Annotated in this window: 11 protein-coding genes; 8 read left to right on the plus strand and 3 right to left on the minus strand. The window is 53.8% G+C overall.

Features of this window, described 5'->3' with window-relative positions; genetic code table 11:
* The first annotated feature begins 71 nt into the window (after nucleotides 1-71).
* The 3 genes from SH678x_RS19965 (at nucleotide 72) to SH678x_RS19975 (ending at nucleotide 4,185) form a co-directional block, all read left to right on the plus strand.
* Nucleotides 72-446, plus strand: a complete 375-nt coding sequence (locus tag SH678x_RS19965) for a response regulator (RefSeq protein WP_496920219.1) — start codon at nucleotides 72-74, stop codon at nucleotides 444-446.
* Nucleotides 447-693: 247 nt separating this feature from the next.
* A complete protein-coding gene (locus SH678x_RS19970; RefSeq protein WP_496920220.1) occupies nucleotides 694-2,196 on the plus strand; it encodes an ATPase domain-containing protein in 1,503 nt (500 codons plus the stop codon).
* A gap of 42 nt (nucleotides 2,197-2,238) precedes the next feature.
* The gene (locus SH678x_RS19975) at nucleotides 2,239-4,185 is read left to right on the plus strand and encodes a hybrid sensor histidine kinase/response regulator (protein ID WP_496920221.1); all 1,947 of its coding nucleotides are present in this window, start codon (nucleotides 2,239-2,241) and stop codon (nucleotides 4,183-4,185) included.
* A 66-nt stretch (nucleotides 4,186-4,251) separates the two neighbouring features.
* On the opposite strand, the gene SH678x_RS19980 is transcribed toward SH678x_RS19975, so the two are convergent.
* A complete protein-coding gene (locus tag SH678x_RS19980; RefSeq protein ID WP_496920222.1) occupies nucleotides 4,252-5,106 on the minus strand; it encodes an EF-hand domain-containing protein in 855 nt (284 codons plus the stop codon).
* A 217-nt stretch (nucleotides 5,107-5,323) separates the two neighbouring features.
* Nucleotides 5,324-5,968, minus strand: a complete 645-nt coding sequence (locus SH678x_RS19985; protein WP_496920223.1) for a TVP38/TMEM64 family protein — start codon at nucleotides 5,966-5,968, stop codon at nucleotides 5,324-5,326.
* 112 nt (nucleotides 5,969-6,080) lie between these two features.
* Between SH678x_RS19985 and SH678x_RS19990 the strand changes: the two genes are divergently transcribed.
* The 5 genes from SH678x_RS19990 (at nucleotide 6,081) to SH678x_RS20010 (ending at nucleotide 13,463) form a co-directional block, all read left to right on the plus strand.
* A complete protein-coding gene (locus SH678x_RS19990) occupies nucleotides 6,081-7,139 on the plus strand; it encodes a hypothetical protein (protein ID WP_496920224.1) in 1,059 nt (352 codons plus the stop codon).
* A 69-nt stretch (nucleotides 7,140-7,208) separates the two neighbouring features.
* Nucleotides 7,209-8,090, plus strand: coding sequence for a DUF1559 family PulG-like putative transporter (locus SH678x_RS19995; RefSeq protein WP_496920225.1), 882 nt, complete (start codon nucleotides 7,209-7,211; stop codon nucleotides 8,088-8,090).
* A 164-nt stretch (nucleotides 8,091-8,254) separates the two neighbouring features.
* The gene (locus SH678x_RS20000) at nucleotides 8,255-9,094 is read left to right on the plus strand and encodes an MBL fold metallo-hydrolase (RefSeq protein WP_496920226.1); all 840 of its coding nucleotides are present in this window, start codon (nucleotides 8,255-8,257) and stop codon (nucleotides 9,092-9,094) included.
* Between the two features lie 175 nt (nucleotides 9,095-9,269).
* On the plus strand, nucleotides 9,270-11,759 hold the full coding sequence (locus SH678x_RS20005; protein WP_496920227.1) for a carboxypeptidase regulatory-like domain-containing protein: 2,490 nt from the start codon (nucleotides 9,270-9,272) through the stop codon (nucleotides 11,757-11,759).
* Between the two features lie 69 nt (nucleotides 11,760-11,828).
* Nucleotides 11,829-13,463, plus strand: coding sequence for a hypothetical protein (locus SH678x_RS20010; RefSeq protein WP_496920228.1), 1,635 nt, complete (start codon nucleotides 11,829-11,831; stop codon nucleotides 13,461-13,463).
* 10 nt (nucleotides 13,464-13,473) lie between these two features.
* Here the strand turns inward: SH678x_RS20010 and metG are convergent, their stop codons facing one another.
* Nucleotides 13,474-15,534 carry a methionine--tRNA ligase gene (gene metG / locus SH678x_RS20015; RefSeq protein WP_496920229.1) on the minus strand — a complete coding sequence of 687 codons (2,061 nt, stop codon included), beginning with the start codon at nucleotides 15,532-15,534 and terminating at the stop codon, nucleotides 13,474-13,476.
* Between the last annotated feature and the right edge of the window lie 218 nt (nucleotides 15,535-15,752).

Consider the following 15,752-nt stretch of genomic DNA (forward strand, 5'->3'; position numbering starts at 1 on the left):
AACATCAGCCGTGTTTATCCGGGGGGATCACAGCACGGCAATATCTTTATCTTTTTTTAGACGCCATGATTATGTCGAGCGAAGAGACTCTGTCCGTACGAATTGCTGTGGCGGAGGATGAACCGGCCAGTCGGAGCATTCTGGTCCGACTACTTGATGCCTTGGGACACCAAGTGATTCATGCCGTGGCTGATGGTGCTGATTTAATCGACGTTTGCCGTGTCGGAGAAGTCGACTTGGTGCTTGTTGATCTCGACATGCCAATCATGGATGGCTTGGCAACGGCTGAAGTCTTATCGCAAAAAGGGATACCGGTCGTTCTCATCTCTGGACATCCGGATGCTCAAGAACTCGTGCTAGAACACGAACCCGTCGCTGCCTGCGTTCGAAAGCCGGCCAGTTTGCAAAGCTTGCGAATGGCTATTGCTCAAGCACTTGCAGAATAATTGAGCTGTTATGAAATCATTTCGACCATGCTCGAAAGTTGCTTAAGAGCTGGTTAAATATCGATCAGGTCGGTTTTTAACCACCTATAGGCCGCTCTAATTCCCAAGTCACAAACTCTTGTGGTAGCAGTAGTTGCGATTGAGCAGCTCTCTCGGCATATCGCTTGCTTCTCAACCGAGCCGTATCAAAAAAGAAGTGATGCTCGAACTCCTCAAAAGGGCAAAGTTTTTTGCGAATGGTTTTACCATGATTCATTCATCGAATGAAACAAACAGCAACGAGCCGCTAGCACTGACCGGCATTGAAGGGTTGGACAATATCCTCAATGGCGGTTTTAGTACACGCAGGTTGTATCTGGTCGAGGGAGTACCGGGGTCAGGAAAAACAACCCTGGCCATGCAATTTCTAATGGAAGGTGTACGAAACAATGAGCCGGTCCTGTATGTCACTCTGTCGGAGACTGAAGATGAACTACGGGCCGTGGCGGCATCGCATGGTTGGTCTCTCGATGGACTGACAATCCGCGATGCCGTGCCCTCCGAGCATACATTGCAGGGCGATCAACAGTACACCATGTTCCACCCTTCAGAGGTCGAACTCAACGAGACGACCAACGCCATTTTGGATGACGTCGAACGGATCAAGCCCCGCCGTGTGGTGTTCGATTCCTTGTCGGAGTTGCGCTTGATCACTGGGAGTCCGCTGCAGTACCGCCGTCACATTTCCGCTCTCAAGAGATTTTTCTCGGGACGTAACTGCACGGTCATCCTCCTCGATGATCTTACGGCCACTGATCGTGACATGCAGGTGCAAAGTATTGCTCACGGCGTTGTCTTTCTCGATCAATGGTATCCGGATTACGGTTCCGAACGACGGCGAGTGCGCGTCGTGAAGTATCGGGGGATGAAATTTCGGGGTGGCTTCCACGATTATAAGATCGAACACGGGGGCCTTAAAGTTTTTCCGCGGCTGATTGCAGCCGAGCATCGGCATACATCACCTCGAAGAAAACTGACGAGTGGAATTGAGCCTCTTGATCAGCTTATGGGTGGCGGCATTGAAAGTGGGACAAGCTCGCTCATAGTCGGAGCGGCTGGAACTGGCAAGTCGACGATTGCCGCGCAATTTGTCCATGCCGCTGCCGAGCGAGGCGAGCATGCAGCCATGTTCGTTTTCGACGAAGGAGTTGAGACTCTTCTCACTCGTACTGATGGATTGGGTATCAATCTTCGTTCCCATGTCGAAGCAAAACGTGTTAAGGTCCAACAGGTTGATCCCGCAGAATTGTCGCCGGGTGAATTGATCCATGACATTCGCCTAGCCGTGGAGTTCGACCATGCCAAGATTATTGTGATCGATAGTTTGAATGGCTATCTGAATGCTATGCCTGGCGAAAAATACCTGGCTGTCCAGCTGCATGAGCTTCTTATGTACCTGGGGCAACACGGTGTGGCAACGATTTTAATAGGCGCTCATCAAGGTTTGATAGGCGGAGCGATGATCACTCCGATAGACGCCAGCTATTTGGCGGACGCGGTGATTTTGATCCGTTATTTCGAATCGAAAGGTCAAGTTCGCCAGGCGATTTCGGTCGTGAAGAAACGCGGAGGACAGCATGAACGAACTATCCGTGAGTTTCGACTGGCTAGTGGAAAAATAGAAGTCGGTGAACCATTACGCGAGTTCCGCGGTATTTTTTCTGGGATTCCCGTCCCAGAAAATAGTGATCACCAACGCATGAATGGTTGATGTCATCCCAACAAGATTGCGACAGCTGAGAGACGAATCGTTATGGCCAGCGACATCGAGCAACGTGTGTTGATCATCGCACCGACCATTAAAGATGCGGAATTGACGTCACATATTCTCAGCGAGAGCAACGTTCGCTGCGATTTGTGTTTGGACATTCCGTCGCTGGTTGACGAAGTGGCCGTGGGGGCGGGGGCCATTTTGATCGCAGAGGAGATTTTGCTAAACACTCAAAGTCAGCTTTTGGTTGAACTTGTGCAAAATCAACCGCCGTGGTCGGACCTGCCGGTCATTCTTGTCACGCGGCAAGGTTTGGAATCACCAGCCGTCACCAACGCACTTAACACCTTAGGAAATGTCATTCTCGTCGAACGGCCCACGCGCGTGATTGGCCTCACGAACGCGGTACATAACGCGCTTCGTGTGCGTAAACGGCAATACCAAGCTCGTAATCTCTTAGTGGAACATGAACGGATTGCCCAAGAGCTGCGTTTTAGCGAACAACGCTACCGGATGCTGGTCGAGCAGGTCAAGGATTATGCCATTTTCATGATCGATCTGAGCGGAAAAGCCACGAGTTGGAATGAAGGTGTTTTGCGAGTGCTCGGTTTTGCAGAGAACGAATTCATGGGACTCGAAGTGGCTCGCCATATTTTTACTTTGGAAGATCAATTCTCCGGCATTCCTCAAGAAGAGTTTGAGGTAGCCGCGCGAGATGGTTCGGCGAGCAACGATCGTTGGATGCGGCGCAAAGACGGCAGCCATTTCTGGGCCTCGGGAATAACGTCGGCGCTCTACGATCCCCAGGGCAAGCACATCGGTTACACCAAGGTGATGCGAGATCTAACTCTCAGCAAAGAGGCGGAGGACGCACTCAAGCAAGCCGACCGCCGGAAGGACGAATTTTTGGCGACGTTGGCACACGAATTACGTAACCCATTGGCCCCCATTCGTAACTCACTACATATTTTGAAGCTCGCCGCGGACGAGGATGGCACGCTCAAAAATGTGTGTGACATGCTCGAGCGTCAAGTTAACCATTTAGTGCGGCTCGTTGATGATTTGTTAGAAGTATCGCGAATCACTCGCGGCAAGATTGAGTTGCGCAAGGAAGCAGTCGATTTAGAGACAACCATGCGCAGCGCTCTTGAAATCAGTCGGCCACTCATCGATGCCGCTAATCACCAGCTCACGGTGGAGTTTCCCGCCGAGCCTCTTCAAGTCTGGGGTGACCCGGTCAGGTTGGGCCAGATCTTTGCGAACTTGTTGAATAACGCGGCTAAATATACCAACGAAGGGGGGGAGATATGGTTTGCCAGCAGAATTGAGGGAGACGAAGTCGCGATCTCGGTACGCGACAATGGTGTGGGAATTCCAGCCGAGATGATGCCCAACGTCTTTGAATTGTTTATTCAGGTTGATCGCACGACCAAGCGGGCACAGGGCGGTTTAGGGATTGGTCTGACTTTGGTCAAAACCATGGTAGAGATGCATGGCGGAACGATTCGTTTGCATAGTGAACCGTCCGTGCCGGGAAGCGAATTCACGGTGCGATTGCCTATGGTGAAAGTCGACAAATCGAGTCCGCCGATTAAATCTGATCCCGCGAAAGAAAAATGCACCAGTTTCAAGGGCTGCAGAATTTTAGTAGTCGACGACAATGTCGACGCAGCAACGAGTTTAAGAATCCTGCTGAAGCTCCAGGGTGCTCAAGTGGAAGTTGCTCACAGCGGCCCCGCCGCTTTGGAAGCAATCGTTAAATCGCGACCTCATGTGATTCTTCTCGATATTGGCATGCCGGGGATGGATGGATTTGAAGTCGTGGAGCGTATCAGGCAGGATCAAGCAAACGACGATGTCTTCGTGGTTGCGCTCACGGGCTGGGGGCAGGAAGAGGATCGGCGGCGGACCCGCGAGGCGGGATTCGACCACCATCTGGTGAAACCTGCCAACATTGCCGAGTTGCAGGAAGTATTGGCCAACCGCTAAAAGAATAAAACCGCGGAGCTAATTAGGCCCCGCGGTTTCTGTTTTGCATTATGTATAGCGTAGCATTTATTCTTGCGGAGCGTTGCCGCGGTCACGGCCACGGCCTTCACGCGGATCAAACCGGCCACCGACCCCACGCTGAGAACGGAATTGTTCCATCCGTTGCCGAGCATTTTCCATATAGAGACGAACCTCTTTGGGATTGAGTGCCCCGTCGCCATTGGTGTCGGCCCCTTGCATCATGCGAGACATCTGTGGGTTCATTTCATTGGCGCTAATCACGCCATCACCGTTTTGATCGGCCGTCATCACTTGCTTGGTCATGGAATCGGCATCACCCATCGGACCAAAGCCGCCACCCATGCCACCGCCAGGCGCCCCTGGGCCTCCGCCACCAAAGCCGGGGCCGCCTCGCATGTTTTGCATGGCCGATTCGAGTTCAGCGCGATCAATCGCGCCATCCTGATTGGTGTCTGCTCCTTGCAACATGCGACCCATGCGATCGTCGACTTCGTCGATCGTGAGTTTGCCGTCGCCGTTGGCGTCTTGTTCCATAAAGCGGTCGATCATTGCGTTGGGATCACCGCCACGTCCTCCAGGTCCGCCCGGCCCGCCTGGGCCACGCATGGGCGAAGCTTCTTCGATTGAGATATTGCCATCGCCATCGGCATCAAGCGATTTAAGTGATTTGGCTGCGGTTCGCAACTCGCGGGCAGTGATCATGCCATCGCCATCGGCATCCATCACCTCAAACATTGGATTCGGACGTGGTCCACGGCCGCGCGGGCCGCCGCCTTCACCTTCTTCTCTGCCACGAAATCTTTCGCGGCGATCACCACGATCCGCGGGCGATCCGTCGTTCTCGGAAAAGCCCTCTGCTGGAGCATCTTCCTCGAATTGAGCGAAGGTCGGTACAGCCATGGTGCCAACTAGCAGCATGGTCAACATAAAAAAACGATGGCACATCATATGATTTTTTCTCCCGAAATGGGTTTGCCGTAGGCAATCCCCTGCCTCTTCAGCCCGCCCCTTAAAGTGTACGCCAGTCTAACCCCGAGGTACGAGCTTAGTTTTGGCAAAATTCGTTCCGTAGAGAAGAAAAACCGAAAATATGGCGGGGTCCGTTTAGGCATTTTGCTCAACTGTGATCTCGTTTGAGCCAAATTCGCGCACAGGCAGCAATGACAAGTGGTACGGCGATCGACCCGAAAACTGCGAATACGAGCCAACCCTGCTCGCTCGCTGTATGCCCCAAGTAGGAATAGATTCCCGCGATTAGCAGATTGCTGGCGATGAGTGCCGGCAAGAACATCTGCCAACTCATTTGTAGTGTACCCACCAGCAGCACCGCCGCTTCGGCGAGTACGGGCAGTGGTCGTGTAATCAGCAGCAGCCAGAGTCCATAGGCATCGGCTGCGGATTCGAGACCAGCAAGTTGCTCGCGATCGGCGAATCGTTCTGCCAGCGGACGGCCCCACCGCCGCGCGAGCACAAAGGCAATCGTGCCGCCGACTGTCATGCCGAGCGTGGATGCCAACATTCCGCCGATCAGTCCCAGTTGACTCCCGGCGAGCGTGCTAATCGGTCCAGACGGTACAGGCAGAAAAACGTCCGTCGCGAGGATCGCGGCTACGGCTATGAATGTTGTCGTGGCGGAAGGCGGATCATTTTTTACGTGCTCGATGAACGTCGTGAAACTCTCTCCCGTGAAAGCCAATAGCACCAACGGCAAAACTAGCACAAGTGACACGAGCAGCAAGGGTTTAGCAAACGGATGAGTCATTGTCGCAAGAGTCGAGTCAACCCGGTTTTTGAAAGTGGCCGATGGATTGTATGTCGGCAGAGGTCTCGTTCCAATCCGTGCCGTTGTGAGTAAATAGTTCTTGGGGAGATGCATGGCAATGGTTCAGTCGAACGGCAATGAACGACTTACCGTGTTTGTGAGCATGGCGGTGGCCGTAGCGATCTTAGCGGCGGGTGTGACGGCACATCAAAGCAGTTCTCCTAAGTCGACCGACGTGGTGCAAATGGGATCCGATTTGCGATTCCAATTGGAAATGGCCTTTCGCCACAACGAGCAGGAACGTACGTCGCGATTGACACAGCTCGACGAGGTGATGGCGTCTTGGCAAAAGTCGAAGCAAAGCGATACCGATCGCGAAGTGCTCGTTGCGTGGCTGCAAGAAGCCGGCGCGAGTTCACTCCCTGGAGTTACGCGAAATCTGCCGACGACTCCTGAGTTCTCGCGTGTTCGGCCCCCGGTCGAGCACAAAGTGATGAAGCCCGTGGCGACCGAAGAGACGTCGCCCTCAAAGGAAGTTGTCGTCGAGATTGAAGTCGCTAAGCAAGAGATTGACTCACCAATCACACCAACGGCCTTTGATCCGTTCGAGGAAGAAGTTGATGAAGTGGTAACATTGCGTCAACCGCCATCTTTAAATCCCGGTGAACGGGGAGCGGATGCAAAGAGCACGCTGGAAGTTGCTCCTCGTCCTGGCACGGCGGAGCAGCCCCAGCTTCTGGAAGAAAACTTGCTCGAAACTGTCGTTGAGAAGCAAGACGAACCAGTCGGGCCCGTGGGTGTCAATTTTACGGAATTGGCAGCACGCATCACCGGCTATCATGAAGGCTTGGACCAAGTGGACCTCGCCTTGTCGCAAATGAGAACGGCGAATTTGGAAGTTGTGTCCGATCAGATCAAAGAGCTCGAAAGTTTGGCGCGTGACTACAGTTTCGTTGAGTTGTACTACGATTCGCTGAAGAACGCAGAGCGCCAAATGGTTCACGCCCCACGGGATATCCGCACAACGCTCGCTGAAACCAAAGAGCAACTTGATCTATGTGCCGAAGTGCTGGACGGCGACTTTTTAGGCGCGTTCGACAAGGCCGCCGAGAAAGAAATCCAAATTCAGCAAGACAAACTGGCGGAAATTCAGCGACGGATTGACCGCTAGAGACTACTCAATTGACAGGGGACGGGCGATCCCGCAAGATGCCGTTATGTACAATAGGACATAACGAGCATGTTTCACGCAAGCAACAACTCCACGAAGCTAGGTGCCTTCACTTTAGTAGAACTCTTGGTGGTGATCGCCATCATCGGGGTGCTCGTAGCGCTGTTATTGCCGGCAATTCAGCAGTCGCGTGAAGCCGCGCGGCGAACCCAGTGTGTCAACAATCTGCGACAACATGGACTTGCGCTCTCGATGTTCCATGAGCGCGAGAACAATCTGCCCCCCGCGGTGACTGATGATAATGGCGGTAGCACGCAGCTTCATACGTGGGCCGTGCTGGTCTTACCGTATCTTGAACAAGAATCGCTTTACGCCGAATATGATTTCCCGGCAGGGCAAAACGCCGCCGTCAATGAGCCCATCGTTTCAACTCCGCTTTCGATCTATTCTTGCCCTAGCTCCGATGATGCGTACTACGAAGGAGACGGCCACTACGCCAAGGGGGATTACGCCGTCGTGAGTGGCGTGCAGCCTGCCGAAAATGGCGGGCCCATGTTTCCAAAATCGGAAGTGAAATTCAAAGACATTGTCGATGGACTTTCCCATACACTCCTTGTCGGTGAGTTGTACTTTCACAACTTGGGTTGGGGACGTGGTTCGGCGGCGGGCACGACCGGTGGGGGTGGCGGCAGCGGCGCGGCGTTTAGCCGTGGCGTGTCGCGCTGGTGGTCGTGCAACAGCCCCTGTGCCGAGCCAGGACTCAATCCTGTGGACAGCGATTGCAACAACCATTGCGAACGCCGCTTTCAATTTAGTTCGCCGCATGGCGACGGAGTGCATTTCGTGTATTGCGACGGCCACACAGAGTTCATCAGCGATTCAATCGACGATGCGGTTCTGCGAACGTTGATGACCATTGCCGATGGCGAGATCGTGCAAGCCACGCCGTAGTTGTATTAAGGGCGGCGCGAACAAATCATCGTCGCTGGGGCAATTGCGAAATCTTTTGTTGCCGCTTGCCCTGTTTTAGCGACGAAAAATCGCTCGCTTCCCGAATCGGCTTGCTCGCTTTACGATAGGGGATTCCCTGAGTCTCCCCCTCGCAAAGCTACGAGATGATCGACAACGCTCCCATTCAAACCTTGGCCTACGACGGCCTGACGATCGAAGGCTATTCCCGCGCTGCGGTGCAGAGCTATTGGCGGATCCCCGAGCTTAAAATCGGCTTTGACCTGGGAGCCCAGCCCTGGTCGTTCATGGGAACCGAAAACTGGTTCATCTCCCATGGCCATTTGGACCACGTCGCGGCACTTCCCGTTTATGTGGCCCGTCGGCGGATGATGAAGATGGAACCTCCGCGAATCTATCTGCCCGAGGAAATGGTCGAGACGGTGCAGCGGATACTTCGGCTCTTCACCAAGCTCGATCGGGGACGCATGCCGTGTGAACTTATTCCGTTGCAGCCGGGCATGGAGATTGAACTCAACCGCGAGCTGGTTGTCACAGCGGTGGCGACAAAACATACGGTTCCATCGCTCGGATTTTTGGTGTGGGAACGTCGTCACAAACTTAAGGCAGAGTATCAAGGACTCAGCGGCGAACAAATTCGCGATATTCGCCTGAGCGGCAAGGACGTCACCGAGGAACAACGCAAGCCGTTGCTTGCCTACTTAGGCGATACCACACCCGAAGGGCTCGACAACAATCCGGCAATGTACGACGCCAAGATTATGATTTGCGAAATGACCTTTGTTTCGCCGGAGCATCGCAAAGAACGCATCCATAAATTTGGCCATATGCACTTGGATGATTTTGTCGAACGGCAAGGGCGTTTCAAGAATGAATTGATCGTGGCCGCACACTTGAGCACACGCTATCACGTCAATGTCGTGCGTCGGTGCGTGGAAAAAGCGTTCCCCGACATGCTCGGTGGCCGACTGAAGTTGTGGTTGTAAAGCGGTAAATTATGTCTGCGTGATTTCGTCGCGGGAAGCGACTCCATTCTTGAGACACGCCGCAATAGGCCGCCGTTTCGCGGTCCGTTGCATCCCGTCGCTGACTTTCTTAATCTGAAGGTTGGGGAGAAACACGCACCAGCTCCAGGCTTCCACTCGACTAAGGATGGCACAGATGCGCTCTTGCTTATCTGTTTATAAAATCGGTTTGTTGATCCTGATTTGTTGGGTCAGCGCTTTAGGCGCAGTCGGATCAGCCCAAAGCTTCAAGTTCTTGGAAGTGAAAGTTCTTGATCCCGACGGCAAGCCGATGCCCAATGTGAATGTGAATATCAGTCTCGACGGCATGGCCTTTCCCATGCCGACGGATGATAAGGGCACGGTCTCCTTGAATGTCCCCGGCGAGGGAGGTAGCCGCGTTCAACTTTCGGTGCTGCACGATGGGTTCCTCGCACAAGGCGCCTCTTGGGACAAGGGGGAAAGCGTTCCCGACAAGTTTGAAATCCCCATGAAGAAGGGCGTCCCCATCGGCGGAATCGTGCATGATGAAGACGGCAAACCACTCGCAGGAGTCAAGATCGAAGGGATCATGACCTATGACAATAGCTCGCAGCTTCCCGGCAAAGGACAATTACTACCTGATTTAAGCGGTGAGTTGGCCACCACGGATAAAGAAGGTCGTTGGCGAGTGAATTCGGCCCCTGAAGAATCAGCCAATCTGCAATTGCGATTCACACATCCCGAGTACGTGAGTGACCAAGGCTATGGTTTTCGCGGCGGCACTTGGGAAGAACTGCGCACGCTCGAAAAAATTGTGCTCATGCAAAAAGGAATGGGCGTGAGCGGCACGGTGGTCGATTCCGCGGGTCAGCCCGTGCCAAATGCCAAGGTGGGGCTCGGTCGGGACTATGTTAACAACGACATGATTGTAAAAACTGACAACGAAGGAAAGTACCGCATCAACAATGTCGAGGCTGGCGAGAATCTGCTGACGGTGTTCGCCAATCAATTCGCCCCCGACATGCGGACTATCACAATCAGTCGCGACTTGGAGCCGGTTGATTTCAAACTCAAACCAGGCCACAAAGTGATCTTCAAGGTTGTTGATCCCGATGGCAAGCCCATTCCCGGAGTTGGGATCGCGGCGGACACTTGGCGGAATTGTCGCGCGCTGATGAGCATGGCCAGTCGCGGCTCGACCGATGCCGAAGGGATGTGGACTTGGGAACACGCCCCCGCCGATGAGGTGCAGTCCGATATGTTTTGCCGTGGCTATATGTCGGTGCGCGGGCAAAATTTCGCGCCGCAGGAAGAGCCGCACGTCATCACGATGCCCCGATCGCTGAAAGTTTCTGGAACGGTCTTCGACGCGGAAAGTGGCGAGCCGTTGAAGCAGTTTCAGGTGATCGAAGGGCTAAGATTTAAGGGCAATGATCGCGACTACTGGCAACGACATAATGATCATGTGGGTAAAGATGGGCAGTTCACCAAAGAGTTTAGCGAGCCGTACGAAGGCTATCTCGTGCGGATCGAGGCTGAGGGCTATCGCCCGGCGATATCCCGTTTAATTAAAAGCGATGAAGGGGAGGTCACCCTCGAATTCAAAGTGGAAAAAGGAGCAGGTCCCACGGGGATCGTGAAATCGCCCGATGGCAAACCGGTCGCGGGCGCCGAAGTCTTGATGGCTACCGCTGGCAATAACCAACTTTATATTTCCAGTGGCCGAAGTCAGCGGCAATCAGACACCGTTCAAGTGACGACTGATGCCAATGGCAAATTCTCGCTTCCATTTCCCGATGCCGATTTTAAACTCATCTGCTTGAGCGACGCCGGATGGAGTGAGATTGATAGCAAAGTCGATAGCAACAACCTCGAAATCACCTTACAGCCTTGGGCCAAGGTGACTGGCAAATACATGCGCGGCGAAAAGCCAGTGTCCAATCAGCAAGTTAGCCTCAATTATCAGATGGCTTATGAGCAGAATCGGCCGCAGTCGTATTGGTGGTACGGCGCACAAACTGATGCCGAGGGAAAGTTTGTTTTTGATCGCGTGCGCGCAGGTGACTATCAGGCCGCGCTCAGAATCGACTATGCCAATACCGGCAACGGCAGCATGTCGAGTAATTCCCACGCGGTACCTGTTAAAGTGGAAGCCGGCGACACGGCCTCCGTTCAACTGGGGGGCAAGGGGCGAAACATCAAGGGGCAGATGACGGTCCCCGAGGCTTATCAAAAGACGGTGTCGTGGAAAATGGGAGCGGTGCAACTCTACGAACAAACTCATGTCGCTCCCAGTATGTTTCACGCGATCGGGCAAGCGATTGCCAATGCGACTTCGCCGGCCACGCCTCAGCCGGCTCAGCCCCAATTTCGGCGCAGTTACGCTGCGGCATTTGATGAAGATGGAAACTTTGAAATCTTCGATGTCGAGCCAGGAAACTATCAATTAACGGTCACGCTCTACGAACTTCCCACAGGGCAAAACTACAACTGGAATAATCTCGCCACGCTCAACAAGCAAATCACCATTCCCAAGGGATCAGCCGACGAAATCGTCGATTTGGGCAAATTTGAGTTAAAGATGACGAATCCCATCCCAACTCAAGCAGCAGGGGGAGTGAGTGTCTTTCAGGTTACCCCTACGCTACCACAGCCAGCCAAGTAGTAGCTAGGCGCCAGATATTGAGTAAAATCTCAGGCAGATATTAACCTCACTACTTGTGCGCAGATTGCCATGACTGCTCGTTCTATGCTTCTCATTTGCATTGCACTTCTGTGTGTCGTCAGCAATGCGCACGCGCAGGAGGCATTTCGCTATCTGGAAATCAAAGTTGTGGATGAAGCGGGCAAACCGCTTCCCGGAGCTACCATTGACGTGACGATGGACGACACGGAATTCCCGCTCACGGTCAGTAAGGAGGGAATCGCTACGCTGAATCTGCCGAATGATTCCAGCTCTTTGACGATGAAAGCTACATCAGCAGGCCGCATTCCGCTTGAAGTCCGTTGGCAGCAGAAATCCGTTCCCAAAGAATTTGCTTTCACACTCTCCAAGGGACAAACCATTGGCGGGATTGTGCATGACGAACGCGGGAAACCCGTCGAAGGGGTGACCGTCGAAGGCTTGGTCGTTTCGTCGTGGGTCGCCGAAGAGGGAGAAGTTTGCCCCGTGATTGGCGGTGAACTTGGTAAGACCGATGCCCAAGGAGCTTGGCGAGCCGAGATCGCCACTCCCGACCCCCTGGAGATGCGGTTGAAGTTGACCCACGAAAAATATTTCAGCGACGTCGGCTTTGGAAAACGGCGACTCGGTAACGAACAGATTCGCGATCTTAATCACGTCGAAGTTTTGGAGGACAAGCTTGCTCCGCAGGGGCTTATCAAAACGAAGGAAGGAAAACCCTCCATTGGTGCCAAGTTATATGTGATTAAGCCGGAAGACAAACCTCTGATCGAGAATGGCGCCGTGACGACGAAGGACCAAACGGCGCATGTCGTGAGTGGAGAAAATGGCAAATACGATTTGGCCGCTCAAGAAGGCGAATATCGCGTGCTCTGCCTGGCCGACGAGGGGTGGGGACTCGTGCCCGGCAAGAAATTCGCCAAAAACGAACCGATTGATATCGTACTTACGCCATGGGCCCGTGTGGAAGGTGTGGTTACGGTTGGTCAGAAGCCGGTGGCCAATGAAAAGCTGCAACTCATGGTCGTGGAATACCAGGCATTCGGCGAGAAAAGCCTAATTACTTGGAACAACTTTGCTACCGCCAATGACAAAGGCGAATTTGCGTTCGAGCGGCTGACCAATGGCTATGCCGTCCTGGGGAAGCAATTGGAATATTGCGTTGAGACGGATCACAAACAGCAGGAATTCTCTAACGAAGCCCATGTCACCTTATCGCCCGGCGCGACGAGCAAGATCGAAATCAATCGCGCAGGCATCAGTGTTTCTGGCACGGTAGTTCCCATATTTTACGACGGCAGCGAAGCGCTGATCAGTTGTGGCATGATTCAGTTGGAACGAGAAGATGAGCCGACTGATATGGTTAAGAACATCTTCTTTGAGTGGGGTCGGTCAACGACGGTTGGTATGAATTTCGATCCCGTCGAAAACGCGGCGTGGTTGGCGAAGATGCCGAAGAGTTCCTATATGGCGAAGCTCGATGAGGACGGAAGCTTTACTCTCCAGCACGTGCCGTCAGGAAGCTATAAGGCCAAGGTGAAACTCTGGATCCAGGAAACTGACGAACTTTCCGCCGGTTGGTTGGAAGGAGAAATATGGGAGCCCCTCGCGGTGACTGCCCAAGAAAACGACAAAAGCGTCGATCTCGGCTTAATGGAAATCGAAGTTTACGAAGCAGACGAATAATATTCGCCGATTAGTGAACGCGCTGGCCAGGGACCGAGCCTTGGTCGGGCGACAAAACGTACACTTCGCTGCCACCCGAGCCGCTGGCGACGACCATCCCTTCGCTTAGCCCGAATTTCATCTGCCGCGGAGCGAGGTTGGCCACCATGATCACCAGCCGACCCACGAGTGCTTCGGGTTCGTAAGCCGATTTGATCCCCGCGAAGACTTGCCGGTACTCACCGCCGCCTAAGCTCAACTTAAGTTTCAACAACTTGCGTGCTTCGGGCACGGCTTCGGCTTCGACCACGCGCGCGACGCGGAGGTCGACCTTGGCAAAATCGTCGATCGTGCATTCCGCTGCGAGGGGCTCGGCGGCGAGGGCTTCGCCGGGGTCGTTCCATTTGTCTGCTGCACCGCCCGCTGAAGCGGGCTCGCCAGGGGTCTCAATAGGCTTCGATTCTTCGATCATCGCTTGTACATCCTTTTCTTCGACGCGTTTGAGCATGTGTTGAAACTTGGCGACCGGCGTCCCCACGAGCGGAGTCTTTGCCTGCTCCCAAGATGTGATTGGATCGTTCAAAAGCTCGCCCGTTTGTTGGGCTAGCCGTGGTAAGACGGGAGCGAGGTAGATCGCGATCTGCCGGAACAAATTCAGCGCGATCGTGCAAACGTCTTGTAAGCGACCAGCTTGCGCGGCATCTTTGCGCAGCTCCCACGGTTTGTTCTCTTCGACAAATGGATTGGCCTGATCGGCTAGCTGCATAATCAACCGCATCGCTCGACTGTAGTCGCAAGACTCATAGGCTTCGGCGATTTCATTGCCCAGCGCTACGGCATTGGCAAACAAGCCTCCATCGTCAGGATACTTTTTGGATAGCCCCGTTTGCTCGACAAACTTCGCCGTGCGGCTGGCGAGATTCACGACCTTGCCCACGAGATCGGTGTTCACCTTGGCGATGAATTCATCGAGTGAGAGGTCGAGGTCGTCAACGCGGTCGTTGAGCTTGGAAGCAAAAAAGTAGCGTAGGTAACTCGGATCGAGATTGTTCAGATACGTGCGTGCGTTGACGAACGTCCCTTTGCTCTTGGACATCTTCTCGCCGTTGACGGTGAGAAAGCCATGCACGTGGACGTGCAGGTTCTCGACCGGACCATAACCGGAAACCTTGAGCATCCCCGGCCAAAAGAGCGTGTGGAAGTAGGTGATGTCCTTGCCAATGAAGTGATGAATCTCGGTGCGATTCGATTTCCACCAATCATCGAGCTTCTGCCCGTGACGGTCGCACCATTGTTGTGTGGACGCGATGTAGCCAATCGGCGCGTCGAACCACACATACCAATAGTTGCCGGGATAGTCGGGAATCTCGAAGCCGAAATACGGCGCGGGGCGCGAGATGTCCCAATCCCGCAGCGGTTCGCCGAGGAAGTGACCTTTCAAGTAATTGGCAATCTCCGATTGCAAGTGTTTGCCATTCTGCGACCAATCCTCAAGAAACTCATGAAGTTGCTCCAGCTCGATGAACAAATGCTTGGCGGAGCGAATTTCGGGAGTCGCGCCGCTCAGCGTGCTCTTGGGGTCAATCAAGTCGGCGGGGCTGTATGTGCTGCCGCACTTCGAACAATTGTCGCCGGGTTGATCGGGCGTATGACACTTAGGGCATGTGCCGCGCACAAAACGGTCGGCAAGGAATGTTCCCGCCTCGGGATCAAACAGCTGCTCGACATCGGCTTCCTTCACAAGACCCGCTGTGCGGATCGATTTCCAAATCGTTTGACACAGCTGTTCATTCTCGGGATCGTTCGTGCTGCCGTAGTTGTCGTGGCCAATATCAAACCCCGTGAGATCTGCCACGTGGGCCGCTTGCATGTCAGCAATAAGTTCCGCTTCGGTGCGTCCTTCTTGTCGGGCGCGAATCATCGTCGCCGTGCCGTGGGTATCGTCGGCACAGACGTACAAGCATTCATTACCTCGCAGTTTTTGAAAACGAACCCAGGTGTCGGTCTGCACCGATTCGAGGATATAGCCCAAATGAATATGGCCATTCACATAGGGCAGGGCGGAGGTTACAAGGATTCGGCGTTTGGTCATGAATGCTTTAAATAAATGCTATCAGTGCAGGTGTCAGGTCGGCTTATTGTAGCGTGCGATTCGTTCTCTCGGGAGGCCGCGCGGCGTTTGGCACGAGAGGTGCTCAACTGGTGTTGGTTTAAATTTGCGGCGATGGTAGCGTTGCTGGCAAGTTGTTGAGACACGCGATTTATAGCGCAGGTTCTCGCACGTTTGTCAGGATTTTTACCTGGTCTTGT

It is taken from the genome of Bythopirellula superficialaquae (assembly GCF_059632245.1).

What these genes read in the sequence shown, in the direction of transcription:
- SH678x_RS19965 (WP_496920219.1), top strand. Translation starts at nt 72, where the DNA reads ATGTCGAGCGAAGAGACTCTGTCCGTACGAATTGCTGTGGCGGAGGAT.
- SH678x_RS19970 (WP_496920220.1), top strand. Translation starts at nt 694, where the DNA reads ATGATTCATTCATCGAATGAAACAAACAGCAACGAGCCGCTAGCACTG.
- SH678x_RS19975 (WP_496920221.1), top strand. Translation starts at nt 2,239, where the DNA reads ATGGCCAGCGACATCGAGCAACGTGTGTTGATCATCGCACCGACCATT.
- SH678x_RS19980 (WP_496920222.1), bottom strand. Translation starts at nt 5,106, where the DNA reads ATGGCTGTACCGACCTTCGCTCAATTCGAGGAAGATGCTCCAGCAGAG.
- SH678x_RS19985 (WP_496920223.1), bottom strand. Translation starts at nt 5,968, where the DNA reads ATGACTCATCCGTTTGCTAAACCCTTGCTGCTCGTGTCACTTGTGCTA.
- SH678x_RS19990 (WP_496920224.1), top strand. Translation starts at nt 6,081, where the DNA reads ATGGCAATGGTTCAGTCGAACGGCAATGAACGACTTACCGTGTTTGTG.
- SH678x_RS19995 (WP_496920225.1), top strand. Translation starts at nt 7,209, where the DNA reads ATGTTTCACGCAAGCAACAACTCCACGAAGCTAGGTGCCTTCACTTTA.
- SH678x_RS20000 (WP_496920226.1), top strand. Translation starts at nt 8,255, where the DNA reads ATGATCGACAACGCTCCCATTCAAACCTTGGCCTACGACGGCCTGACG.
- SH678x_RS20005 (WP_496920227.1), top strand. Translation starts at nt 9,270, where the DNA reads ATGCGCTCTTGCTTATCTGTTTATAAAATCGGTTTGTTGATCCTGATT.
- SH678x_RS20010 (WP_496920228.1), top strand. Translation starts at nt 11,829, where the DNA reads ATGACTGCTCGTTCTATGCTTCTCATTTGCATTGCACTTCTGTGTGTC.
- metG (WP_496920229.1), bottom strand. Translation starts at nt 15,534, where the DNA reads ATGACCAAACGCCGAATCCTTGTAACCTCCGCCCTGCCCTATGTGAAT.